22 protein-coding genes are annotated in these 23,230 nt (G+C 56.0%); 18 read left to right on the forward strand and 4 right to left on the reverse strand.

From position 1 onward, the window contains the following. Window positions 1–4: 4 nt before the first annotated feature. From fabD to ptsG, 10 genes are all read left to right on the forward strand, one after another. Complete coding sequence (fabD, locus tag ACA108_08595; GenBank protein ID XEX97541.1) at window positions 5–934, forward strand: ACP S-malonyltransferase; 930 nt, start codon at window positions 5–7, stop codon at window positions 932–934. Window positions 935–947: 13 nt separating this feature from the next. After that, window positions 948–1,682: a 3-oxoacyl-ACP reductase FabG gene (fabG, locus tag ACA108_08600; GenBank protein ID XEX97542.1), complete on the forward strand. Its 735-nt coding sequence runs from the start codon at window positions 948–950 to the stop codon at window positions 1,680–1,682. 154 nt (window positions 1,683–1,836) lie between these two features. After that, window positions 1,837–2,073, forward strand: a complete 237-nt coding sequence (gene acpP, locus ACA108_08605) for an acyl carrier protein (protein ID XEX97543.1) — start codon at window positions 1,837–1,839, stop codon at window positions 2,071–2,073. 88 nt (window positions 2,074–2,161) lie between these two features. Continuing rightward, window positions 2,162–3,403, forward strand: a complete 1,242-nt coding sequence (gene fabF / locus ACA108_08610; GenBank protein ID XEX97544.1) for a beta-ketoacyl-ACP synthase II — start codon at window positions 2,162–2,164, stop codon at window positions 3,401–3,403. 124 nt (window positions 3,404–3,527) lie between these two features. Next, on the forward strand, window positions 3,528–4,328 hold the full coding sequence (pabC, locus tag ACA108_08615; protein ID XEX97545.1) for an aminodeoxychorismate lyase: 801 nt from the start codon (window positions 3,528–3,530) through the stop codon (window positions 4,326–4,328). A gap of 10 nt (window positions 4,329–4,338) precedes the next feature. Further along, a complete protein-coding gene (gene yceG / locus ACA108_08620; GenBank protein ID XEX97546.1) occupies window positions 4,339–5,361 on the forward strand; it encodes a cell division protein YceG in 1,023 nt (340 codons plus the stop codon). Next, window positions 5,351–5,989 (forward strand): dTMP kinase, encoded by a 639-nt coding sequence (gene tmk, locus ACA108_08625; GenBank protein ID XEX97547.1) that lies wholly within the window; start codon window positions 5,351–5,353, stop codon window positions 5,987–5,989. The genes yceG and tmk overlap by 11 nt, the downstream gene beginning before the upstream one ends. Further along, the gene (gene holB, locus ACA108_08630; protein XEX97548.1) at window positions 5,989–6,996 is read left to right on the forward strand and encodes a DNA polymerase III subunit delta'; all 1,008 of its coding nucleotides are present in this window, start codon (window positions 5,989–5,991) and stop codon (window positions 6,994–6,996) included. Before tmk ends, holB begins: the two co-directional genes overlap by 1 nt. A gap of 10 nt (window positions 6,997–7,006) precedes the next feature. Further along, entirely contained in the window at window positions 7,007–7,801 is a 795-nt protein-coding gene (locus tag ACA108_08635; GenBank protein ID XEX97549.1) for a metal-dependent hydrolase, read from the forward strand. Between the two features lie 299 nt (window positions 7,802–8,100). Next, window positions 8,101–9,534, forward strand: a complete 1,434-nt coding sequence (gene ptsG / locus ACA108_08640) for a PTS glucose transporter subunit IIBC (GenBank protein XEX97550.1) — start codon at window positions 8,101–8,103, stop codon at window positions 9,532–9,534. A gap of 210 nt (window positions 9,535–9,744) precedes the next feature. On the opposite strand, the gene fhuE is transcribed toward ptsG, so the two are convergent. Further along, on the reverse strand, window positions 9,745–11,934 hold the full coding sequence (gene fhuE, locus ACA108_08645) for a ferric-rhodotorulic acid/ferric-coprogen receptor FhuE (protein ID XEX98058.1): 2,190 nt from the start codon (window positions 11,932–11,934) through the stop codon (window positions 9,745–9,747). Between the two features lie 299 nt (window positions 11,935–12,233). Between fhuE and hinT the strand changes: the two genes are divergently transcribed. The 8 genes from hinT to ACA108_08685 all read left to right on the forward strand — a co-directional run bounded on the left by hinT (window position 12,234) and on the right by ACA108_08685 (window position 18,291). Further along, a complete protein-coding gene (gene hinT, locus ACA108_08650; GenBank protein ID XEX97551.1) occupies window positions 12,234–12,590 on the forward strand; it encodes a purine nucleoside phosphoramidase in 357 nt (118 codons plus the stop codon). Window positions 12,591–12,594: 4 nt separating this feature from the next. Beyond that, window positions 12,595–12,969, forward strand: coding sequence for a YcfL family protein (locus ACA108_08655; GenBank protein ID XEX97552.1), 375 nt, complete (start codon window positions 12,595–12,597; stop codon window positions 12,967–12,969). A 55-nt stretch (window positions 12,970–13,024) separates the two neighbouring features. Then, window positions 13,025–13,624: a penicillin-binding protein activator LpoB gene (gene lpoB, locus ACA108_08660; GenBank protein ID XEX98059.1), complete on the forward strand. Its 600-nt coding sequence runs from the start codon at window positions 13,025–13,027 to the stop codon at window positions 13,622–13,624. After that, on the forward strand, window positions 13,602–14,435 hold the full coding sequence (gene thiK / locus ACA108_08665) for a thiamine kinase (protein XEX97553.1): 834 nt from the start codon (window positions 13,602–13,604) through the stop codon (window positions 14,433–14,435). The genes lpoB and thiK overlap by 23 nt, the downstream gene beginning before the upstream one ends. A 12-nt stretch (window positions 14,436–14,447) precedes the next feature. Beyond that, the gene (gene nagZ, locus ACA108_08670; GenBank protein XEX97554.1) at window positions 14,448–15,473 is read left to right on the forward strand and encodes a beta-N-acetylhexosaminidase; all 1,026 of its coding nucleotides are present in this window, start codon (window positions 14,448–14,450) and stop codon (window positions 15,471–15,473) included. A gap of 38 nt (window positions 15,474–15,511) precedes the next feature. Beyond that, a complete protein-coding gene (ycfP, locus tag ACA108_08675; protein ID XEX97555.1) occupies window positions 15,512–16,054 on the forward strand; it encodes an alpha/beta hydrolase YcfP in 543 nt (180 codons plus the stop codon). Window positions 16,055–16,279: 225 nt separating this feature from the next. Then, a complete protein-coding gene (locus ACA108_08680) occupies window positions 16,280–17,584 on the forward strand; it encodes an NAD(P)/FAD-dependent oxidoreductase (GenBank protein XEX97556.1) in 1,305 nt (434 codons plus the stop codon). 170 nt (window positions 17,585–17,754) lie between these two features. Beyond that, on the forward strand, window positions 17,755–18,291 hold the full coding sequence (locus ACA108_08685) for a glycine zipper 2TM domain-containing protein (GenBank protein ID XEX97557.1): 537 nt from the start codon (window positions 17,755–17,757) through the stop codon (window positions 18,289–18,291). Window positions 18,292–18,377: 86 nt separating this feature from the next. On the opposite strand, the gene ACA108_08690 is transcribed toward ACA108_08685, so the two are convergent. The 3 genes from ACA108_08690 to iucD form a co-directional block, all read right to left on the reverse strand. Then, window positions 18,378–19,406, reverse strand: coding sequence for a Gfo/Idh/MocA family oxidoreductase (locus ACA108_08690; protein XEX97558.1), 1,029 nt, complete (start codon window positions 19,404–19,406; stop codon window positions 18,378–18,380). A 141-nt stretch (window positions 19,407–19,547) separates the two neighbouring features. Next, on the reverse strand, window positions 19,548–21,746 hold the full coding sequence (gene iutA, locus ACA108_08695) for a ferric aerobactin receptor IutA (protein XEX97559.1): 2,199 nt from the start codon (window positions 21,744–21,746) through the stop codon (window positions 19,548–19,550). Between the two features lie 146 nt (window positions 21,747–21,892). Beyond that, the gene (iucD, locus tag ACA108_08700) at window positions 21,893–23,230 is read right to left on the reverse strand and encodes an NADPH-dependent L-lysine N(6)-monooxygenase (GenBank protein XEX97560.1); all 1,338 of its coding nucleotides are present in this window, start codon (window positions 23,228–23,230) and stop codon (window positions 21,893–21,895) included.

Below are 23,230 nucleotides of genomic sequence, written 5' to 3' on the forward strand. Positions count from 1 at the left end.
GAAAATGACGCAATTTGCTTTTGTTTTCCCGGGGCAGGGTTCACAGACAGTCGGAATGCTGGCAGAGTTAGCCACCGCGTATCCGATTGTTGAAGAAACCTTCCGTGAAGCTTCAGACGCGCTGGGCTACGATCTTTGGGCGCTGGTGCAAAACGGCCCGGCCGAAGAGCTGAATAAAACCTGGCAGACTCAGCCAGCGCTGCTGGCGGCATCCGTTGCCATTTATCGCGTCTGGCAGCAGCAGGGCGGTAAAACCCCAGCGCTGATGGCAGGTCACAGCCTGGGTGAATATTCTGCTCTGGTGTGCGCAGGCGTTATTAACTTTGCAGACGCTGTTCGTCTGGTTGAACTGCGTGGCAAACTGATGCAGGAAGCGGTGCCGGAAGGTACTGGCGGCATGTCTGCTATTATCGGTCTGGACGATGCTTCTATCGCTAAAGCCTGTGAAGAAGCGGCACAGGGGCAGGTTGTTTCCCCGGTCAACTTCAACTCTCCGGGCCAGGTTGTGATTGCGGGTAACAAAGAAGCCGTTGAACGTGCGGGCGCCGCTTGTAAAGCCGCTGGTGCAAAACGAGCTCTTCCTTTACCTGTCAGCGTGCCGTCACACTGTGCGCTGATGAAGCCGGCGGCAGACAAACTTGCCGTTGCGCTGGAAAATATTACCTTCAACGCACCAGCCGTTCAGGTTGTGAACAACGTTGATGTGAAGTGCGAAACTTCGCCGGAGGCGATTCGTAGCGCGCTGGTACGCCAGCTCTACAGCCCGGTGCAGTGGACCAAATCAGTGGAATTTATGGCGGCACAGGGTGTGACCCAGTTGCTGGAAGTCGGCCCAGGTAAAGTCCTGACCGGCCTGACTAAACGTATTGTTGACACCCTGACCGCAGCGGCCATTAACGAGCCTGCTTCCCTGTCAGCGGCGCTTGAGCAATAAAACGAGGAAGACCATGAGTTTTGAAGGAAAAGTTGCGCTGGTAACCGGCGCAAGCCGTGGTATCGGCCGTGCGATCGCAGAGACCCTGGTGGCTCGCGGCGCAAAAGTTATTGGTACAGCGACAAGCGAAAGCGGTGCGCAGGCCATCAGTGACTATTTAGGCGCGAACGGCAAAGGTTTTATGCTGAACGTGACCGATCCGGCCTCTATCGAGGCGGTTCTGGAAAATATTCGTGCAGAATTTGGCGAAGTGGACATTCTGGTCAATAATGCCGGTATCACTCGTGATAACCTGCTGATGCGCATGAAAGATGCCGAGTGGGATGATATCATCGAAACCAATTTGTCATCAGTTTTCCGTCTGTCAAAAGCGGTAATGCGCGCTATGATGAAAAAGCGTCATGGTCGTATTATCACTATCGGTTCTGTGGTTGGTACCATGGGAAATGCTGGTCAGGCCAACTACGCTGCGGCGAAAGCGGGCTTGATCGGTTTCAGTAAATCACTGGCGCGCGAAGTGGCGTCCCGTGGTATTACTGTAAACGTTGTTGCTCCGGGCTTTATTGAAACGGACATGACGCGTGCGCTCTCTGACGATCAGCGTGCGGGTATCCTGGCGCAGGTTCCAGCGGGTCGCTTAGGTGACGCAAAAGAAATCGCCAGTGCAGTAGCATTTTTAGCTTCTGACGAGGCCGGGTACATCTCTGGTGAGACCCTGCACGTCAATGGCGGAATGTACATGGTTTAACCACGATTAAAATTATTTGCGTTATTTGGGCGAATGCCCGCAAAATAGCGTAAAATCGTGGTACGACCTGCCGGGATTTAGTTGCATCTTTTTCAACATTTTATACACTACGAAAACCATCGCGAAAGCGAGTTTTGATAGGAAATTTAAGAGTATGAGCACTATCGAAGAACGCGTTAAGAAAATCATTGGCGAACAACTGGGTGTTAAGCAGGAAGAAGTCATCAACTCCGCTTCCTTCGTTGAGGACCTGGGCGCTGATTCTCTTGACACCGTTGAGCTGGTAATGGCTCTGGAAGAAGAGTTTGATACTGAGATTCCGGACGAAGAAGCTGAGAAAATCACTACCGTTCAGGCTGCCATTGATTATATCAACGGTCACCAGGCGTAAGTGAACATCTCCAGGCGGTCATTCGACCGCCTGAGTTTTATCTGATTGTCCCACAAGTCCCAATTTTTTCCCTCCCTGGAGGACAAACGTGTCTAAGCGTCGTGTAGTTGTGACCGGACTGGGCATGTTGTCTCCTGTCGGCAATACCGTAGAGTCTACCTGGAGTGCTCTCCTTGCCGGTCAGAGTGGCATCAGCCTGATCGACCATTTCGATACTAGCGCCTATGCAACGAAATTTGCTGGCTTAGTAAAGGATTTTAACTGTGATGACATTATCTCGCGCAAAGAACAGCGCAAGATGGATGCCTTCATTCAATATGGAATTGTTGCTGGCCACCAAGCCATGCTGGATTCTGGGCTTGAAGTAACGGAAGAGAATGCAACCCGTATTGGCGCCGCTATCGGCTCTGGTATTGGTGGTCTGGGTCTTATTGAAGAGAACCACACCTCGCTGGTTAACGGTGGTCCACGTAAGATCAGCCCGTTCTTCGTACCGTCTACTATCGTGAATATGGTGGCAGGTCACCTGACCATTATGTTCGGTCTGCGTGGTCCGAGCATTTCCATTGCCACGGCGTGTACTTCTGGTGTGCATAACATCGGCCATGCAGCCCGCATCATCGCTTATGGCGATGCAGACGCGATGCTTGCCGGTGGCGCAGAGAAAGCCAGTACGCCGCTGGGCGTCGGTGGTTTTGGTGCAGCGCGTGCGCTTTCCACCCGCAACGATAACCCGCAAGCGGCAAGCCGCCCGTGGGATAAAGACCGTGACGGCTTCGTGCTGGGTGACGGTGCTGGCGTTATCATGGTCGAAGAATACGAGCATGCTAAAAAGCGCGGTGCTAAAATCTACGCGGAAATTGTCGGTTTTGGTATGAGCAGCGATGCCTACCACATGACGTCTCCGCCGGACACCGGCGCAGGGGCAGCACTGGCGATGGAAAATGCTCTGCGTGATGCGGGTATTGCTCCGGGCCAGATTGGCTATGTTAACGCGCACGGCACTTCAACGCCTGCCGGGGACAAAGCTGAAACGCAGGCCGTTAAGTCTATCTTTGGTGCCGATGCCAGCCGCGTGATGGTTAGCTCAACCAAGTCGATGACCGGTCACCTGTTAGGTGCCGCAGGGGCAGTAGAATCTATCTACTCTATCCTTGCGCTGCGCGATCAGGCTGTTCCGCCTACCATCAACCTCGATAACCCGGATGAGGGCTGCGACCTGGACTTTGTTCCACACGTTGCGCGCCAGGTGTCCGGGATGGAGTACGCGCTGTGTAACTCCTTCGGGTTTGGTGGCACAAACGGTTCTCTGATCTTCAAAAAGATCTAAACCGTCCCCATAAAGGGCTCGCTTGCGGGCCCTTTATGCATTTTGGCCCGCGCTTCAGACTTCCCCCCTTGCTGCTTTTTCCCCGTACTGGCACCCTTACGCCATCAGACACCGAGGAACCGCTATGTATTTAATCAATGGACAGTGGCAGACGACGATCCCGGCAAACGATCGTGCAGTGCAGTTTGGTGACGGCTGCTTTACCACCGCGGCGGTGAGCAACGGCCGGGTCAGGTTCATCGATCAGCATATCCGTCGCTTACAGCTTGCCTGTAAGACCCTGATGCTTTCCTTTACGGAATGGGCGGTGCTGAGAGAAGAAATGCAGCAGCTTGCCGCGTATGAGGGGCAGTCGGTACTGAAGGTGATAATCACTCGCGGAGCAGGGGGGCGAGGCTACAGCGCGGCTCAATGTGAACATACCACACGTATTCTTGGCGTTTCGCCTTTTCCAGCTTTTTACGATGAGTGGCAGCAGCAGGGGATTACCCTTGCGCTCAGCCCGATCTGCCTTGGTGTCAATCCCAGCCTGGCAGGGATAAAACATTTGAATCGCCTTGAGCAGGTCCTCATCCGTACGCATCTTGAACAGACGCCCGCCAACGAGGCGCTGGTCCTTGACAGTGACGGGTGGCTTACGGAATGCTGTGCGGCTAATTTATTCTGGCGTAAAGGGGAAAGGGTGTTTACCCCTTACGTCGATCGTGCGGGGGTTAACGGTATTATGCGGCAGCATATTATTGCCGCGCTGGCGAATTCCGACCAACGGGTGCAGGAAGTACGGGAGCGGGTAGAAACCCTTGCGGACGCCGACGAAATTGTCATCTGTAACGCCCTGATGCCGGTTGTGCCGGTAAAACAGGCGCAGGCCTGGGGCTACAGTTCGCGCGAGCTTTATCATTATTTAGCGCCACTTTGTGAGTAAACGATTACCGATGAAAAAGATGCTACGTTTTTTCCTGCTGTTACTGGTGATTCTGGGGGTTGCCGCCGGTGTTGGCGCATGGAAGGTCCGCCAGCTGGCAAACAGCCATCTGACTATAAAGCAGGAAACGATCTTCACCCTCAAGGCAGGGACTGGCCGCCTTGCGCTGGGTAAGCAGCTTTATGAAGAGAAGCTGATAACACGCCCGCGGGTCTTCCAGTGGCTGCTGAAGGTAAAACCGGAGCTGGCGAACTTTAAAGCTGGCACCTATCGCCTGACGCCGAAAATGACGGTGCGCGATATGCTTGCGCTGCTCGCCAGCGGCAAAGAAGCCCAGTTCCCCATCCGCTTTGTGGAAGGGATGCGCCTTAGCGACTGGCTTAAGCAAATGCGTGAAGCGCCTTATATCAAGCACACCCTGAAAGACGACAGCTACGCCACGGTCGCGGAGACGCTTAAGCTCGAGCACGCCGACTGGGCGGAAGGCTGGTTCTTCCCGGATACCTGGCTCTACACTGCCAATACTACGGACGTCGCGCTGTTAAAACGTGCGCATGAGCGGATGAAAAAGGCCGTGCAGGAAGCGTGGGAGGGTAAGGCCGACGGGCTGCCATATAAAACGCAGAATGATTTAGTCACCATGGCGTCCATAGTCGAAAAAGAGACGGCGGTCGCGAGCGAGCGCGACCGTGTCGCCTCCGTATTTATCAATCGTCTGCGGATCGGCATGCGTTTACAAACGGATCCGACGGTGATTTACGGCATGGGTGAGAGCTATAATGGTAAGCTGTCGCGCAAAGATCTGGAGACGCCAACCGCCTATAACACCTATGTGATAAGCGGTATGCCGCCGGGCCCGATTGCCATTCCCTCTGCGGCCTCATTACAGGCGGCGGCGCATCCGGCGAAGTCACCTTATCTCTATTTCGTTGCCGACGGTAAAGGCGGGCACACCTTTAACACTAACCTTGCCAGCCACAATCAGGCGGTGCAGGTCTATATCAAAGCCTTAAAGGACAAGAATGGTGAGTAAATTTATCGTTATTGAGGGGCTCGAAGGGGCAGGGAAAACCAACGCGCACAACGTGGTGGTCGCGACCTTAAAAGAGCTGGGCGTGACCGATCTGGTCTTTACCCGTGAGCCCGGCGGTACGCCGCTGGCGGAAAGACTGCGCGAACTGACGCTCAATAACAAAGGCATCGGCGACGAAGTTGTAACAGACAAAGCCGAGGTGCTGATGTTCTACGCGGCCAGGGTGCAACTGGTGGAAACCGTCATCAAACCTGCACTTTCGCGCGGGGCATGGGTGATCGGCGATCGTCACGATCTGTCCACTCAGGCCTACCAGGGAGGCGGTCGCTTGATCGACCAGCAGTTGCTGATGGCGCTGCGTAACACGGTATTGGGCGATTTCTATCCGGATCTGACTCTCTATCTGGATGTGACACCGGAAGTTGGCCTGACGCGCGCGCGCGCGCGCGGTGAGCTGGACCGTATCGAGCAGGAGTCGATTGATTTCTTCAACCGTACCCGCGCCCGTTATCTGGAGCTGGCGGCGGCGGACGATCGTGTCAAAACCATCGATGCGACGCAGACGCTTGACGAGGTATCCGCTGCGGTGCGTAATGCGGTGATTAACTGGGCGAAGGAACTGGCCTGATGAAATGGTATCCCTGGCTGCGCGGACCGTTTGAGCAGATCCTCAGCCAGTATCAGTCAGGCCGTGGTCATCACGCGCTGTTGCTTCACGCCCTGCCGGGAATGGGGGACGACGCGTTGATTTATGCCCTCAGCCGCTGGCTGATGTGCCAGCGGCCGCAGGGTAACAAAAGCTGCGGGCAGTGCCGCAGCTGCCAGCTTATGCAGGCAGGTAACCATCCGGACAGCTACGTCATCGAGCCGGAAAAAGGTAAAAGCAGCCTGGGGATCGACAGCATCCGCGAGATTACCGAGAAGCTCTACGGCCATGCCCAGCAGGGCGGTGCAAAGGTAGTCTGGCTCAAAGATGCAGGTCTGCTGACCGAAGCGGCGGCGAACGCCCTGCTGAAAACGCTTGAAGAGTCGCCCGCCAACACCTGGTTTTTCCTTGGCAGCCGCGAACCAGCCCGCCTGCCCGCCACGCTGCGCAGCCGTTGCCTTTATTGGTATCTCACGCCGCCGGAAGAGTCCTTTTCCCTTGCCTGGCTTGCCCGTGAAAGTTCGCTGGACAGCACCCAGCTGCGTGCGGCCTTGCGCCTGGCCGCCGGTGCCCCTGCCGCGGCGCTTGAACTGCTTGAGCCGGAACACTGGAAGCATCGTCAGGCACTTTGCGAAAAGCTCGCGCTGGCCTGCTCGTCTAAGGACATGCTTTCGCTGCTGCCGGTGCTGAACCATGAAGAGGCGACTCGCCGTATTCAGTGGCTAAGCTCGCTGCTGCTGGATGCCCTTAAGTGGCAGCAGGGCGCAGGACAGTGGCTGGCAAACGCAGATATGCAGCCGCTTGTCGCAAACCTTGCTGATAGCGCGAAGCCCGCCGTATTGCAGGCTACTTTGCAGGGTTGGTTTACCTGCCGTGAATCTTTGCTGACGGTGGTGGGCGTTAACCGTGAACTCCTTATTACCGAACAGCTGCTGACTTGGGAGCGACTCATGCGACCGGGTGCTATCCTTCCTTCTCCACATCTTTAAGAGTACCCGTATGTTTCTTGTCGACTCACACTGCCATCTTGATGGCCTGGATTATGAATCCCTGCACAAAAACGTCGATGACGTTCTTGAAAAAGCCGCCGCGCGGGACGTGAAGTTCTGCCTGGCCGTGGCAACCACGCTTGAAGGCTACCGCAGCATGCGCGAGCTGGTTGGAGAGCGGGAGAACGTTGCCTACTCATGCGGCGTACACCCGTTAAATCAGGACAAAGAGTACGACGTTGAAGAGCTTCGTCGCCTGGCCGCCGAGCCTGGCGTGGTGGCAATGGGTGAAACCGGCCTCGATTATTTCTATACGCCTGAAACTAAGCCACGCCAGCAGGAGTCTTTCCGCAACCACATACGCATTGGACGTGAGCTCAACAAGCCTGTCATCGTGCACACCCGTGACGCCCGCGCTGATACCCTGACGATCCTGCAGGAAGAGAAAGTGACAGACTGCGGTGGGGTACTACACTGTTTCACTGAGGATCGGGAAACTGCCGGTAAGCTGCTGGATATGGGGTTCTACATCTCTTTTTCCGGGATCCTGACCTTCCGTAATGCTGACCAGCTGCGCGAGGCCGCCCGCTTTGTGCCGCTGGATCGCATGCTGGTCGAAACGGACTCGCCTTATCTGGCCCCCGTCCCGCATCGGGGCAAGGAGAATCAGCCGGCAATGACCCGTGACGTAGCTGAGTACATGGCGGTACTGAAGGGGGTTTCAATTGAAGAGCTGGCGACGGCGACCACGAATAACTTTGCCGAGCTCTTTCATATCCCGCTCTCCCGCCTGCAATCAGCGTGATTAGCTGACTTATTTTTTAGCTCGTAATTAATCACCGAAGCGAGTACAGTGCTCCGCCTCAAAAGGGGTGTAGCACATCGTTTTTGAAATATTCAGACATGAGTAGTGTAAATTAATGAAAGTTTTCCCGCTGGCTCACAAAAAAACGTGATAGCCGTCAAACAAAATTTTCTCGATTTATTTTACTCTGCGTAATAAATAAAGGGTACTTAGATGCCCTGAATAGGGTCCGGTTCTCCCCCCGGTCCGATGCGCATAATGCGTAAAAAAAGCACAAATACTCAGGAGCACTCTCAATTATGTTTAAGAATGCATTTGCTAACCTGCAAAAGGTGGGTAAGTCGCTGATGTTGCCAGTATCCGTACTGCCTATCGCAGGTATCCTGCTGGGCGTCGGTTCTGCAAACTTCAGCTGGCTCCCAGCCGTGGTTTCTCATGTGATGGCGGAAGCGGGCGGTTCAGTTTTCGCCAACATGCCGCTTATCTTCGCAATCGGTGTGGCATTAGGCTTCACCAATAACGACGGCGTATCTGCGCTGGCGGCCGTAGTCGCTTACGGCATCATGGTGAAAACCATGGCGGTGGTTGCGCCACTAGTTCTGCATATGCCTGCGGAAGAAATTAACGCCAAGCACCTTGCCGATACCGGCGTGCTGGGCGGCATTATCGCGGGTTCGATTGCCGCGTATATGTTTAACCGCTTCTACCGCATCAAGCTGCCTGAGTATCTGGGCTTCTTCGCCGGGAAACGCTTCGTGCCGATCATCTCCGGTCTGGCTGCGATCTTCCTGGGCGTGGTGCTGTCCTTCATCTGGCCGCCAATAGGTAACGCGATTCAGACCTTCTCTCAGTGGGCTGCTTACCAGAACCCGGTAGTCGCGTTCGGTATCTACGGCTTCATTGAGCGCTGCCTGGTACCGTTCGGTCTGCACCACATCTGGAACGTTCCATTCCAGATGCAGATTGGTGAATACACCAACGCAGCAGGTCAGGTCTTCCACGGCGATATTCCTCGCTATATGGCAGGCGACCCAGCTGCGGGCAAACTGTCCGGTGGCTTCCTGTTTAAAATGTACGGTCTGCCTGCTGCGGCTATCGCAATCTGGCACTCAGCGAAACCTGAGAACCGTGCAAAAGTTGGCGGCATCATGATCTCCGCAGCGCTGACTGCGTTCCTGACGGGTATTACCGAGCCAATTGAATTCTCCTTCATGTTCGTGGCACCAATTCTGTACATCATCCACGCGGTGCTGGCAGGTCTGGCATTCCCGATCTGTATCCTGCTGGGTATGCGTGACGGAACATCCTTCTCACACGGTCTGATTGACTTCATCGTGCTGAGCGGTAACAGCAGCAAGCTGTGGCTGTTCCCTATCGTTGGTCTGTGCTACGCGGCCGTGTACTACACGATCTTCCGCGTGCTGATCAAAGCGCTGGACCTGAAAACCCCAGGTCGTGAAGACGCCACCGCTGAGACGTCCACCACTTCTACAAGTGAAATGGCTCCGGCTCTGGTTAGTGCCTTCGGCGGCAAAGAAAATATCACTAACCTCGACGCCTGTATTACCCGTCTGCGCGTTAGCGTGGCCGACGTATCTAAAGTCGATCAGGCTGGCCTGAAGAAACTGGGTGCGGCAGGTGTGGTAGTAGCTGGTTCAGGCGTTCAAGCAATCTTCGGGACTAAGTCCGATAACCTGAAAACTGAAATGGATGAGTGGATCCGTAACAGCTAAGCAGTGATTTGGGGAGACTAAGGGAGGCCTGCGGCCTCCCTTTTTTACGTCTATATAGTGGTGGATGATGCTGGATCTCAGTTCCTGTAGGCCGGATAAGCGAGGCGCCATCCGGCAAATAATGGTGGATGACGCTGGCGCTTATCCACCCTACAACGGATACCTATCGTGTAGGCCGGATAAGCGAAGCGTCATCCGGCATTCCCTCACTCAGAAAGCGTAGTTAGCGGTAACCGAGAAGTTACGAGGCGCGCCGTAAACCAGGCCGCGGCTGTCTACGTTGGTGTCGTACTCTTTGTCGAAGAGGTTGTCTACGTTAGCTTGTACGGAGAACGCCTGGGTAACCTGATAGCGGGCGAACAGGTCAACCAGCGCAAAGCTGCCTTGTTCTGAACGGTAGGTGCCACCCGGCACGGCTACGTCAGCCCAGACGTGGTTTTGCCAGTTAACACCGCCGCCCATGGTCAGCTCGCGCAGCGCTGGCAGGGTGTAGCTGGTAAACAGTTTTACCGTAGTACGCGGCAGGTTTGGATTCACCGCATCGCCGTTGAAGTCTTCCGCAACATAGCGGGTGGCGCCGAACGTCATTTGCCATTCGTCCGTCAACGCACCGTTGACTTCAAATTCAACCCCCCGGCTTACGGTGCCATTGGCTTCACGGTAGGCCGTTTCGCCGTTGCTGCCCGGGATAAGCGCTCCGGTAGACTGCGCCAGATGATCCTGCTCGATGCGGAAGACCGCAAGCGACGTGGTAAAGCGTCCGTTCATCCAGTCGCTCTTCAGACCTGCTTCGTAGTTATTACCGGTAATGGGGGAAAGATAGTTGCCCTGAATATCCCGCTGGGTCTGCGGGCTGAAGATGGAGGTGTAGCTGGCGTAGGTAGACCAGTTTTCGTCGATATCATAAATGATGCCCGCATAGGGAGAAGTGTTGTTCTTCTCCAGGTTCTGCGTCAGCGTATCGAGGTTGTATTTGGTATAGCGTGCGCCAACGATGACGTGCAGCGGATCGGCCAGAGTGATGCGGGTCGCGATATACGCAGATTTTTGATGGACGGTATCTTCCTGCGCGAGGCTCAGCGGGTTCCAGTTTGTCTCCGGGAAGTTGGCATCATAATCATAATAGTTGCCAAGCTGATCGGCGCTCACGTTTTCCCAGGAGCTGAAGTAGGTGTTTTTTTGTTTGGTGTAGCTGGTGCCAATCATCAGCTCGTGCTGCTGGCCAAACAGCTCATAGGATCCGTTGGCGAAGGTATCCAGCGCATCGACCTTACGTTTACCGGTGTTATAACCCGTGCCGCCGACGTAGGGATAAGAAGGGCCGTAAGGGCTGACCATCATGCCGCTGTTCTTATCCACCAGGCCGTCGAGGTACATCTGCTTGCTCTCGAGCGTCATTTCTGTGTGCGTGCCGTTAACGGTGAGCTGCCAGTCGTTGCCCAGCTTTTGCTTGAGCGTCATGAAGGTGCGCTTCTGCTCTTTGTCGTTATACGACCAGTCCGGCGCGGTGCTGTCGCTGCGGTCAGGACTGGTTTTGCTGCCGTCGGTGTACCAGCGCGGGATACCGCCCCAGGTCGGGCTGTTAACGTTGGTTTGCTGATAGTCGTAGCCGACGGAGAAGCTGGTCGCTTCGGTCAGATCCGCATCCAGCACGCCATAGAAGAATTTTTTCTTCTGGTTGTAGCGGTCGAGCCAGCTGTCGTTGTCCTGATAGCCTGCCACCATGCGGCCACGAATATTGCCGCTGTCGGTCAGCGGGGTGGACAGATCGGCCACGTAGCGCTGCTTGTTCCAACTGCCGTACTCCGCAGACACGTTAGTTTTGAATTCGCGGCTGTCGGCGTGTTTGCGGACCATATTGATAGCCGCAGAGGGGTTGCCCGAGCCGGTGGTCAGCCCGTTCGCTCCACGCACCACTTCAATGCGTTCGAACAGCGCGGTATCGGTCAGCGCGTCACCCAGGTTCCAGCGAGATTCAAACAAGGTAGGGATGCCGTCGACCATATAGTTGTCGATGAGGAAGCCGCGGGAGTAATACGTGCTGCGGTCGGAGTCCGCAACGCTCTCTGAAATACCGGTGGTATTTTTCAGCACGTCGCCCACCGTATCCAGCTTCTGATCCGTCATGCGCTGTTCGCTGATGATGCTGACCGACTGCGGGATATCCCGGGGAACCAGCAGCATTTTCGTTCCGCTGGTGGTGGTTTTGACGCTGTAGTCCCGATCTTCCGCGCCGGCGCCGCCAGCCGCCGAGCTTTCGACGATCATCGTCTCTTCGGCTTTTTTTTCAGCGGCGTTAGCGGCGGAGGAGAGCAAGGCGAAAGTAATACAGGAGGCCAGCACGGAAAGCGCGCAGGCAGGAGAAACCTGCCCGTCCCTTGTCTGAACGGTGAAAGACATCATAAGCCCTTAACTGTGTGTTGGAAGTTGTGCCCCGTGGACAAAACTGTCCGCCCGCAGGTGCGCATGGTAATGCAAATGAGAAATATACGCATTCATGTACATGGTGTAAATATATGTTACATGGCTGATTGAAATATCGTTTTGATCGCCTGACGGCAGGGCTGGTGGGGAGAACGGTGAAGAAAGCGTCTGGTAGGGGATACGTTAAAGAAATCACGGGTTAAGGTTGAAAGAGCACGACTAAGTCGCTCATACTCTTACGCTATACCAACAGCAAATGTATAAAGGTAAGCGTCATGGCCGAAGAAACAATTTTTAGTAAAATTATTCGCCGCGAAATTCCGGCAGATATCGTTTATCAGGACGAGCTGGTTACCGCCTTCCGTGATATTTCTCCCCAGGCTCCTACACATATCCTCATCATCCCAAACGTTCTTATCCCGACGGTCAACCATGTCACCAGCGAGCATGAGCTGGCGCTGGGCCGCATGCTGACGGTGGCGGCTAAAATTGCCGAGCAGGAAGGGATTGCGGAAGACGGCTATCGTTTGATCATGAACTGCAACCGCCACGGCGGCCAGGAAGTTTATCATATCCATATGCACCTGCTGGGCGGCCGCGCTCTGGGGCCGATGCTCACCCACGAGGGATAAACAGATGAAGTGGAACGCGCTCTTATTGCTGCTTACGGCTATGCTGATGGCGGGGTGCCGATCAAAGCCTGCCATTCCGGTGAGTGACCAGCAGACGCTGGTGATGGAAGCTGCGGTGCTGGTAGCGGGTATAAGCGCTGAAAAACCAGATATTTCTTCCCTGAAGGGCGCCACCGTATCCCGTTCCGAGTTGTATAATGAGCGTTCTGTTCCTGTCGTCGTTCACTATCGTTTCTACTGGTACGACGCGAAAGGGCTGGAGATTTATCCGCACGAAAAAGCACGTTCCGTCATGATACCTGCGCAATCTTCCGTGGCGGTAATTTCTACGGCCAGTTATCCGGACGCGCGTAAGGTGCGTCTATCTCTCTTTTTGTAAGGGGTGAATTTTGATTAAGGGAATCCATCGATACCTGGTAGTGGTCGCGGCAGCGATGATACTGTCCGGTTGTATTAAAGGCGGAGGCGAACAGCCCGCTCCCGTGGATGAAGTAAAGCCAGGCACAAGCCAGCCGGTTCAGCCTGAGCCAACGGTACCGACCGTTCCTGCTGTGCCGGAGCAGCCGGGCCCGATTACTGAGCCACAGCCAACTATCCCCGCTACGCCAAAGGTACGGACCTACGACTGGAGCAGCGCCATGCAGCCAATGGTCGGTAAAATGCTACAGGCCGATGGGGTCACGGCGGGCGGCGTGCTGCTGGTCGATTCTGTAAACAATCGTACCAACGGCTCTTTGAACACCAGTAAAGCCACCGAAGCACTGCGCGGAGCGCTGGCGAACAACGGGAAATTTACCCTGGTTTCCGATCAGCAGCTCTCTATGGCGAAGCAGCAGCTGGGTTTGTCCCCGCAGGACAGCCTGGGCTCGCGCAGCAAAGCGATTGGCATTGCGCGCAACGTCGGCGCGCAGTATGTCATCTACACCAGCGCGAGCGGCAGCGTGCAGGCGCCTACGGTGAAAATGCAGCTGATGCTGGTACAGACCGGCGAAATCATCTGGTCCGGTAGCGGTGCCGTACAGCAAACGCAGTAAGGTCGCCTTACAGGCAGTCATCATAAAGCATATTCCGGCGGCTCAGGCCGCCGGATGCTTTTCTGCGCTGGAGGGGCTGAGCGGTGGAAGCCTGCATTTCATGGCTGGCGGACAAGAATATGTCGCGCGCCAGCAGCCCGCTGCGGCTATGCCTGGCGTTTCACTCTCCAGACAGCATCGGGCATTAAAACGCATTCCCCATGGTATGGGTCCGCGCCCGGTCTGCAATGCAGACGGCTGGCTGATCGTCGAATGGCTTCCAGGTGACGTAAAATCAGATATCGGCTCGCTGCCACGACTTGCTGCCTTGCTGTATCATCTGCACGGCCAGGCCCGCTTCGGCTGGCGAATCAGTTTGTTACCGCTGCTGGAATATTACTGGCAGCATGCAGCGCCGGGGCGACGAAGCCTGCTGTGGTTACGCTGCCTGCAACGCATGAGGCGACGCGGCGAGCCAAAGCCGCTGCGGCTGGCTCCGCTGCATATGGACGTCCATGCCGGTAACCTCGTGCATCAGCAAAACGGCATTAAGCTCATCGACTGGGAGTATGCCGGCGATGGTGATATCGCTCTGGATTTGGCGGCGACCGTTGCGGCCAACGATCTCAACGGCGAAGCGTTGATAAAAAGCTACGCCAGGATGAGCAACGTTGCGCCAGAAACGTTACGGCGCCAGGTTAATCGCTGGCAACCGTGGGTTATTATGCTGATGGCATCGTGGTATGAATGCCGCTGGCAGCAAACGCAGGACAGAACATTTATAGCGCTGGCAGACGAGGCCTGGAGCCTGCTGCGGGCGAAAAACAGATAAAGAGAGGTAGATGTGGGCCCGGTAATGTTAGATGTGGCAGGCTTCGAGCTGGATGCCGAAGAGCGTGAGATCCTGAAACACCCGCTGGTGGGCGGCCTGATACTGTTTACCCGCAACTATCACGACCCTGAGCAGCTGCGCGAGCTGGTTCGCCAGATCCGCGTGGCGTCGCGTAATCATCTCGTGGTGGCGGTCGATCAGGAAGGTGGGCGCGTGCAGCGTTTCCGCGAGGGTTTCACCCGCCTGCCCGCCGCGCAATCTTTCGCAGCGCTGCATGGCCTCGAACAGGGAGGAGAGCTGGCGCAAGATGCAGGTTGGCTGATGGCGAGCGAAATGATCGCCATGGACATTGATATCAGCTTCGCTCCGGTACTGGACGTGGGCCATATCAGCGCGGCAATTGGCGAGCGCTCTTATCATGAAGATCCGCACAAAGTGCTGGCGATGGCCACTCGCTTTATCGACGGCATGCACGCAGCGGGCATGAAAACCACAGGTAAACACTTTCCTGGCCACGGTGCCGTCACGGCGGACTCCCATAAAGAAACCCCGCGCGACGATCGCGACGAAGCAGTCATTCGCGAGCGCGACATGAAAATCTTCCGCTCGCTGATTACTGAAAACAAGCTCGATGCCATTATGCCCGCCCATGTGATTTACACGCAGGTTGATCCGCGTCCGGCAAGCGGCTCCCCGCACTGGTTAAAAACCGTATTACGCGGCGAGCTGGGCTTTGAAGGCGTGATTTTCTCCGACGATCTGTCGATGGAAGGCGCGGCAATTATGGGCAGCTACGCCGAGCGGGGTCAGGCTTCGCTGGATGCGGGTTGCGATATGATCCTCGTCTGCAATAATCGTAATGGCGCGGTGAGCGTGTTAGATAACCTGTCTCCGGTCAAAGCAGAGCGTGTTACAGGTTTGTACCATAAAGGTTCATTTACCCGTCAGGAGCTGATGTCATCGACGCGCTGGAAGCAGGTTAACCAGCAACTGGAAGCGTTGCATGAGCAGTGGCAGGACCACAAGGCGGGTCTTTAATACCCTGGCCCCTGGTCAGAAAATGCGGTGAGGATGCGATGATTATCTATTTACACGGTTTTGACTCTACCAGTCCCGGTAACCATGAAAAGGTACTGCAGCTTCAGTTTATCGACCCGGACGTGCGGCTTATCAGCTACAGCACGCGGCACCCTAAGCATGACATGCAGCACCTGCTGAAAGAGGTCGACAAAATGCTCCAGCTCAGCGACGACGAGCGTCCGCTGATCTGCGGCGTGGGGCTGGGGGGATTCTGGGCCGAGCGCATTGGTTTCCTGTGTGATATTCGTCAGGTGATCTTCAATCCAAATCTGTTCCCGCAGGAGAACATGGAAGGCAAAATCGACCGCCCGGAAGAGTACGCTGACATTTCAACCAAATGCGTGCAGAACTTCCGTGAGAAAAACCGCGATCGCTGCCTGACCATTCTTTCCCGTAAAGATGAGTCGCTGGATAACAAGCGGGCGGCAGGGCTGCTGCACCCCTATTATGAGGTTGTCTGGGATGAAGAGCAGAGCCATAAATTCAAGAATATTTCTCCACATCTGCAGCGCATCAAAGCCTTCAAAACGCTGGGTTAAGTTTCCTTCCCACTGTGCGTTACGCAACAGGGTCAGCTCAGGCTGGCCCTTTTTTTGGTCTCTTTTTAGCATTAAAAATGATGTACATCAATTTTGGTATGACCAATGCACCCTTCATGTTATTCTCTGGACAATATCCTTCGTGGGTGAATGCAAATTGTTGTTAATTAAACGTTATTTAAATAACTTTTAATTAACAATTGGTTGATATTTTAGGGGGTCACTTTGACTACGTCATTAAGAAAAATTGTCATTGTCGGTGGTGGTGCCGGTGGGCTTGAGCTGGCTACGCAGTTAGGGAAAAAACTGGGGCGTGGCAAAAAAGCAAAAATTACGCTGGTGGACAGAAACCACAGCCACCTGTGGAAACCTTTGCTGCATGAAGTGGCAACCGGCTCCCTGGACGAAGGCGTGGATGCGCTGAGCTACCTGGCCCACGCGCGTAACCATCACTTCCAGTTCCAGCTGGGCTCCGTCATGGATATCAACCGTGAAGCCAAAACCCTGACGCTCACCGAGCTGCGCGACGAAAAGGGCGAACTGCTGGTTCCGGAACGTAAAATACCTTACGACACGCTGGTTATGGCGCTGGGCAGCACGTCCAACGACTTCAACACCCCCGGCGTGAAAGAGAACTGCATCTTCCTCGACAACCCGCACCAGGCGCGTCGCTTCCATTCGGAAATGCTGAATCTGTTCCTCAAATACTCTTCTAACCTCGGCGCCAGCGGCAAAGTAAATATTGCCATTGTCGGCGGCGGGGCAACCGGCGTGGAACTGTCTGCGGAGCTGCATAACGCGGTTAAGCAGCTGCACAGCTACGGCTATAAAGGGCTGACCAACGACGCGCTGAACGTGACGCTGGTGGAGGCGGGTGAGCGTATCCTGCCTGCGCTGCCGCCGCGTATTTCCGCCGCGGCCCACAGCGAGCTGACCAAGCTGGGCGTACGCGTCCTGACGCAGACCATGGTGACCTCCGCAGATGCGGGCGGCCTGAACACCAAAGACGGCGAATACATCGCAGCGGATCTGATGGTCTGGGCGGCGGGCATCAAGGCGCCGGACTTTATGAAAGATATCGGCGGGCTTGAAACCAACCGTATCAACCAGCTGGTCACCGAGCCTACGCTGCAGACCACGCGCGACCCGGATATCTACGCGATTGGCGACTGCGCATCCTGTGCCCGTCCGGAAGGCGGATTCGTGCCACCGCGCGCTCAGGCCGCGCACCAGATGGCTTCGCTTGCGCTGAGCAACATTCTTGCACAGATGAAAGACAAGCCGCTGAAATCCTATGTTTATAAAGATCACGGCTCGCTGATTTCCCTGTCTAAGTTTTCCACCGTGGGCAGCCTGATGGGAAACCTGATGCGTGGCTCAATGATGGTGGAAGGGCGCATGGCTCGCTTCGTGTACATCTCCCTGTACCGTATGCACCAGGTGGCGCTGCACGGCTACTTCAAAACGGGCCTGATGTTGCTGGTTGGTAGTATCAACCGCGTGATCCGCCCGCGCCTGAAGCTGCACTAAATTATTCGTCATCCCGAAACCCGGCCACGCGCCGGGTTTTTTTATACTTAAGAATCCTCTCAAACCCATGCGTTCTGTGTATGAATCTGCTTTTTTCATCCGTTATCTGATTGGTCCCCGGCCGCTTACGGCGGAAAATGGGGGTAATCACACAGTCAGGAGGATGTCCTGTGAATAAATCAATGTTGGCGGGTATAGGTATTGGCGTGGCCGCAGCACTTGGTATTGCTGCGGTTGCAAGTATGAACGTTTTCGACCGTGGCCCTCAGTATGCGCAGGTGGTCTCATCGACCCCCATTAAAGAGACGGTGAAAACGCCGCGTAAAGAGTGCCGCGACGTAGCAGTGACGCATCGTCGTCCGGTACAGGATGAAAACCGTATTCTTGGCTCCGCGCTGGGTGCCGTAGCGGGTGGCGTTATCGGTCATCAGTTTGGCGGTGGTCGAGGCAAAGACGTGGCGACCGTCGCGGGTGCACTGGGCGGCGGTTACGCCGGTCACCAGGTGCAGGGCGCTATGCAGGATCGTGACACCTACACCACAACCCAGCAGCGCTGTAAAACCGTCTACGACAAGTCAGAGAAAATGCTTGGCTATGACGTAACCTATAAGATTGGCGATCAGCAGGGCAAAATCCGCATGGATAAAGACCCGGGTACGCAGATCCCACTTGATGGGAACGGTCAGCTGGTGCTGAACAAAGCTTAAAACACCGGTGGATGACGCTGCCGCTTATCCCCCTACGGTTAACTATCGTAGGCTGGATAAGCGAAGCGTCATCCGACAAGCCCATCTCAATGCTTCCCTCGAAGTTCCTGCTGTAACGCTAATAGCGCCTTAACTTCCTGTATTCTTCGCCGCGTCATCGCCGGAATTCCCTGCGGTTCGCTGACGAACAATCGGTCTTTACCCAGAATCTTCTCACCCAGACACCGATCGTAAAGCGGGCCATCGATAATATGCTGACGGCTGCTGTTGGCGTTCAGCACCTCTACCACCTCATCTGCGCCACGGCGATCGACGTTTACAATCCGTCCGTCATGCAGATAGATTTTCATCCCTTTTTGTCCGCCTGACGGGCCCGCGTACTTATTCAGTGCCAGCGTGACGGGGATCCCGCTAAGCGTGCCGCGCAGGGTCGCATTGCCTTCAGCCGTGGTGACATCATCCTCTTTGATCGGCCTGCCGAGATGGTCACAGGCGTGAACCAGCCCGAGGCTCAGTTCGTTAGTGCCGCCAAGCTGATGCACGGTCTCGCGAATCATTGCCAGCACGTGCGTGCCGATATCGACAATTACCCCGTCCGGATGGCGTAACGTGCGCGTATCCGCTTCGCCCGTGGCAAAGTTCAGGGCTACGGGTTCGCCCGCGTCGTTAAAGCCGCTCGGCTCCTGTAGAAAGCCTTCTATGCGTTCGATTTCACTGACATCGTTAATAAACCGCGTGGCGTCGGTGCGCACCATCCAGTGATCCAGCGCTAACACGCGCGACGCTACCGCCGGATCGGCCAGCAGGCTGTCCAGCACGGCGATCTGCTCGAGGGTGGCTGCGACGGGTTTCTCAACCACTATCTGCGGCACGGCGCTTTTCAGCACCGCTTCCAGCACGGGAAGATGAGCAAGGGAAGGGGTTGCGATCAGCACCATATCCAGCGGCAGGGCGAGCAAATCATGCAGCGAGTCGCAGGGGATAATTTCACTTTTTCGGCGAGCCGGATCGGGATCGAAACCGTATAAGGTCAGCGTGGGAAGCGACAGGCGAGAGATTGCCGGGAGATACGCCGTTTCCACCACGGCACCGTTACCAATTAATCCAACTAGCATAGGCATACCCTGTGATAAATACATAGTACAAATAGACTTAGCCCTCTGTTTTATAGCAGTACGCGGGGCTGGTCGAGGGGGAAGTTGTGTGCAGGGGTAAAAATGCAGGCCCGCGCAATCAGCGGGCCTGCGGGAGGAAGCTTAGAACAGAACGGAGTAGTTCACGCCGTAGGTGCGGCCGCGGCCTTTGTAGTCATACAGCGAAGCAGGGCCGTAGCCAGGGCTGTAGTACATTGGCGCCCGCTGGCCCCAGACGGTGGTGTAATCCCGGTCCAGCAGGTTTTCGATGCTGAAGCTCAGTTTACCCACAGGCAGCTCGTAGTTGCCGAGGAAATCAATGGTGGTGTAACCGTCGATTTCATTGCCCGCATCGTCACTGATTTTGAAGGACGTCGTGCTTTGCACGCGCAGGTTCCACGGATCCGGCGCCCAGCCAACGTACGCCGTTGCCTTCGACGGGCTGGCGACCTTCACGTCGTATTTTTCCCACTTGCCGTTAACTTTTGACTCCGTTTTCAGCACGTTAAAGTTACCGCCGGTGCTCCAGTCGGTGTCCGGGATAAAGTAATCCACCGCGCCTTCAACGCCGTAAATCCGGCGCTTGTCGTCGAGCACGCTGATGGTCAGGTCTTTGTTCGCGACAACGCTCTTATCGGAAAGGGAGTAGTAGGCGGCAATCTGCGTGCGCAGGTTATCGCCGGTGTAGCGCCAGCCCAGCTCGTAAGAGTCAACCTTCACGCCCTGCAGCTTGCTGTCGCTGACGTTCACGCTGTTGGTGAGCGGCAGGTGGCCGTTAACTGCCGGGCCGTATGCACCGCGACCGTAGTATTTCCCTGGGTCCGGCAGCTCGACGCCCTGGGAGAAGTTAAACCAGGTCTGCTGGCGCTCGGTGAGGTGCATCAGCAGGCCGGCGTTGAACAGGAAGTTGTCGTAGTCGGTGGAGCCGCCTGGGATGGCGTCGGCGGACGTGGCCTTACCGGCGGCGATGGACTGCTGCTGCGCGTAGCCGATGAAATCGTCAATTTTGTTCTCGGTGTACTGGTAGCGCACGCCGCCGCTCAGGGTGAACAGATCGTTGATGTCATAGCTCGACTGCAGGAAGGCCGCGAGGTTGGTGATGTCATAGCCCGGATAGCGCCCGGTAGTATAAATGCTCTTATTGTTCAGGCCACCGGAGGCGCTGGCTTTATCCAGGTCGAAGAACATCTGGTTGGAGGTAAAGCGCTCGTGGTCGGCGTCCAGCCCGTAGGTCAGCTGCAGGCCATCAAGCGGCTGGCTGTTCAGCGTCAGCTTCGCGCCGTACTGGTCCGTATCCTGCTGGGAGGAGGAAAGGGCGGTCACCTGCTTGCTGCCGTTCACCGTCGGGAACGGGTAGAACAGCTGCGACTCGTCACGGTAGTAAACCTGGCCGACCAGCTCCTGGCCCAGGAAATCGCTGTTGGAGTACTGCAGGCTTATCAGGTGCCGCTCGGTGCCGGGAATACGGTCAGAGTCCAGCCCCTTGCTGACGTAAGCGTCACTGGTGCCTTTGATTGCCGAAAAATCTTCGCCGAGGTTCAGGCCATAGTCGTCATCGCCCTGGCTCTTGTAATACTGGGTGACGACCTGCAGCTGCTGGGTCTCATCAATGTTGATGGTGCCGGTGCCCATCAGGTCCAGGCGGTCAGAGTACTGAAGGCCCGTCTGGGTGTTATCTAATAGCGTCTGGTCGCCGTTGCCGTCAAACCAGCCGCCAAATTTCTGGTAGGCCACGGACACGCGGCCAGAGGCGTGATCGTTACCGCCGGAGACGGCGGCGGCGATGCGCTCGTCGTGATCCTTGCTGCTGTTGAAGCCGGATTTAAGCCCGGATTCGAACTCCATCTGGGTTTCCGGCTGGCCTTTTTTGGTGACAATGTTAATCAGGCCGCCGGTGCTGCCGCCGCCGTACAGGGAGGTCGCGCCGGAGATAACCTCAATGTGTTCGATGTTGAACGGATCGATTGAGTCCAGCTGGCGGCTGTCGGTACGCGAGGAGTTCAGACGCACGCCGTCAATCAGGATCACCATCGGTCGACCGCGCAGGTTCATGCCGTAGTTGGTGCGGCTTTGGCTGCTGACATCAAGACCCGGGATCAGCTGAGCCAGCGCGTCCTTCAGCTCTTTGCCGCCCTGGACCTGCTCCTCCAGCTCGGCATTTTCAATCACCCAGGTCGTCTGGGCCATCTCCGCAACGGTACGGTTGCTGCGGTTGGCGGAGACCACGATATTTTCTTCGTTAGTTTGCTGTGCTACCGCCGGGGCCATCATAGCCAGAAGCAGCGGATTCAGCGCCCAGAGAGTATGTTTTTTGCAGATCATTATTCTTCCTTCGTGCGGGCTAACAATAATCAGCCCAAAGGCTCGTTTCCTCGTCATCCTTCGAGCTGTAGCAGTGTTGGCTGCCATCACGTCACCCATTCACGTAGCGATCTACGCTCAAGGGATGCCGCTCAGTTGCCGCCTTGCTACAACTCGAATGATTTAGAGGAATTGGTTTTGAAAGCAGCCGTGTGCTGCGGTATTTCCCTGCTGCCGCTGCGCCACTGGATAAGCGGCGGCGGCATGCTGAGATCGAATAAATCATGCCCCAGAGCGCGATTCAGAATGCGGGCGGAGCGCCAGGCCATCAGGCTCAGCTGCGGTTCCGCGATACCGTGGGTCTGCATGCTGGCGTTAACGGCAAAAATACTGTTCTCACGCGGGCCTTCCCACTCCAGCGTGAAGTCCTCACGCACGTTGAAGCTGCACTCATCCCGCATGCTCAGGCGGGACATCAGCGGCGAAAGCATCTGCGGCAGCGCGGGGCGGTAGCCGGTGGCAAAAATCACCACGTCGCTGTTGATGATGTCATAGCCGTGGTCAAGGTGATGCTGCAGCTGAAGCTGCCAGCCATGGCCGCTGCCCTGCAGGCCAGTGACCGAGCGGCTTGGCAGAAGCTGAGCGTTGCGCGGCAGGCCGAGCACTTCGAAGCGGTGATAGAGCGCGCGATAGATGCTGAGCAGGGAATCGGCGGTAATGCCGTCGGAGGTCATCTTCTGCTCGTCAAGCATCAGCTGCCTGGCGCTTTCCCCCAGCCCAACGAAGCTGGTGACGTACTCCGGCGTGAAATACTCGTTTGCGAAGGCTGCTTCATCCAGCGCGTTGAAGTTGTTGCGGCGCGAAACCCAGTTCACCTGAGCCGCCTCGCCCCATGCGCCGTTGAAGGCGTTGAGGAACAGGTCGGCACCGCTCTGGCCGCCGCCCACAACCGTCACGCGTTTGCCGGTTAATTCCGGCGTGCGCAGGCTCATCTCGCTGGCGTGGAAGCAGGTTGAGGTAGTGGTTTTCACGCAGGGCGGCAGGTGGGGCTGTTTACCGATGCCAAGGCAAATATTGCGCGCGTAGCTCTCGCCCTGGCCGGTCTGCAACACAAACCGCCCGTTGCGATCGTCAAAATCAATCTGCTCAACGGTCTGGTTAAAGCGCAGGTTATGCATGCCCTCGGCGGCCCAGCGCAGATAGTCCGAAAACTCATCACGCGAGACGGTGCGCAGCTCGGTGGTCAGGAAACGGTAGAACTTTTTGCGCTTCACCAGATAGTTCACAAAGCTGAACGGGCTGGTGGGGGCAACGGCGCTGACCAGATCCTTAAGAAACATCGTCTGCATGTGGCAGTCCGGCACCAGCATGCCCGGGTGCCACGCAAAGTTCGGGCGGCTGTCGAAGAACTGGCTCGTAAAACCTTCCGCTTCATGGGCAAGGGCCGCAATGCTCAGGTTAAACGGGCCAACGCCTACGCCGATAAAATCAACAGTGTTTGTCAT

Origin of the sequence: Dryocola sp. LX212 (assembly GCA_041504365.1) — a bacterium.
Lineage (GTDB): Bacteria > Pseudomonadota > Gammaproteobacteria > Enterobacterales > Enterobacteriaceae > Dryocola.

Bases quoted from the DNA above. Each gene is read 5' to 3' on its own strand.
- fabD (XEX97541.1), top strand. From the start codon at position 5: ATGACGCAATTTGCTTTTGTTTTCCCGGGGCAGGGTTCACAGACAGTC.
- fabG (XEX97542.1), top strand. From the start codon at position 948: ATGAGTTTTGAAGGAAAAGTTGCGCTGGTAACCGGCGCAAGCCGTGGT.
- acpP (XEX97543.1), top strand. From the start codon at position 1,837: ATGAGCACTATCGAAGAACGCGTTAAGAAAATCATTGGCGAACAACTG.
- pabC (XEX97545.1), top strand. From the start codon at position 3,528: ATGTATTTAATCAATGGACAGTGGCAGACGACGATCCCGGCAAACGAT.
- yceG (XEX97546.1), top strand. From the start codon at position 4,339: ATGAAAAAGATGCTACGTTTTTTCCTGCTGTTACTGGTGATTCTGGGG.
- tmk (XEX97547.1), top strand. From the start codon at position 5,351: ATGGTGAGTAAATTTATCGTTATTGAGGGGCTCGAAGGGGCAGGGAAA.
- holB (XEX97548.1), top strand. From the start codon at position 5,989: ATGAAATGGTATCCCTGGCTGCGCGGACCGTTTGAGCAGATCCTCAGC.
- ACA108_08635 (XEX97549.1), top strand. From the start codon at position 7,007: ATGTTTCTTGTCGACTCACACTGCCATCTTGATGGCCTGGATTATGAA.
- ptsG (XEX97550.1), top strand. From the start codon at position 8,101: ATGTTTAAGAATGCATTTGCTAACCTGCAAAAGGTGGGTAAGTCGCTG.
- fhuE (XEX98058.1), bottom strand. From the start codon at position 11,934: ATGTCTTTCACCGTTCAGACAAGGGACGGGCAGGTTTCTCCTGCCTGC.
- hinT (XEX97551.1), top strand. From the start codon at position 12,234: ATGGCCGAAGAAACAATTTTTAGTAAAATTATTCGCCGCGAAATTCCG.
- ACA108_08655 (XEX97552.1), top strand. From the start codon at position 12,595: ATGAAGTGGAACGCGCTCTTATTGCTGCTTACGGCTATGCTGATGGCG.
- lpoB (XEX98059.1), top strand. From the start codon at position 13,025: ATGATACTGTCCGGTTGTATTAAAGGCGGAGGCGAACAGCCCGCTCCC.
- ycfP (XEX97555.1), top strand. From the start codon at position 15,512: ATGATTATCTATTTACACGGTTTTGACTCTACCAGTCCCGGTAACCAT.
- ACA108_08690 (XEX97558.1), bottom strand. From the start codon at position 19,406: ATGCTAGTTGGATTAATTGGTAACGGTGCCGTGGTGGAAACGGCGTAT.
- iutA (XEX97559.1), bottom strand. From the start codon at position 21,746: ATGATCTGCAAAAAACATACTCTCTGGGCGCTGAATCCGCTGCTTCTG.
- iucD (XEX97560.1), bottom strand. From the start codon at position 23,230: ATGACAAACACTGTTGATTTTATCGGCGTAGGCGTTGGCCCGTTTAAC.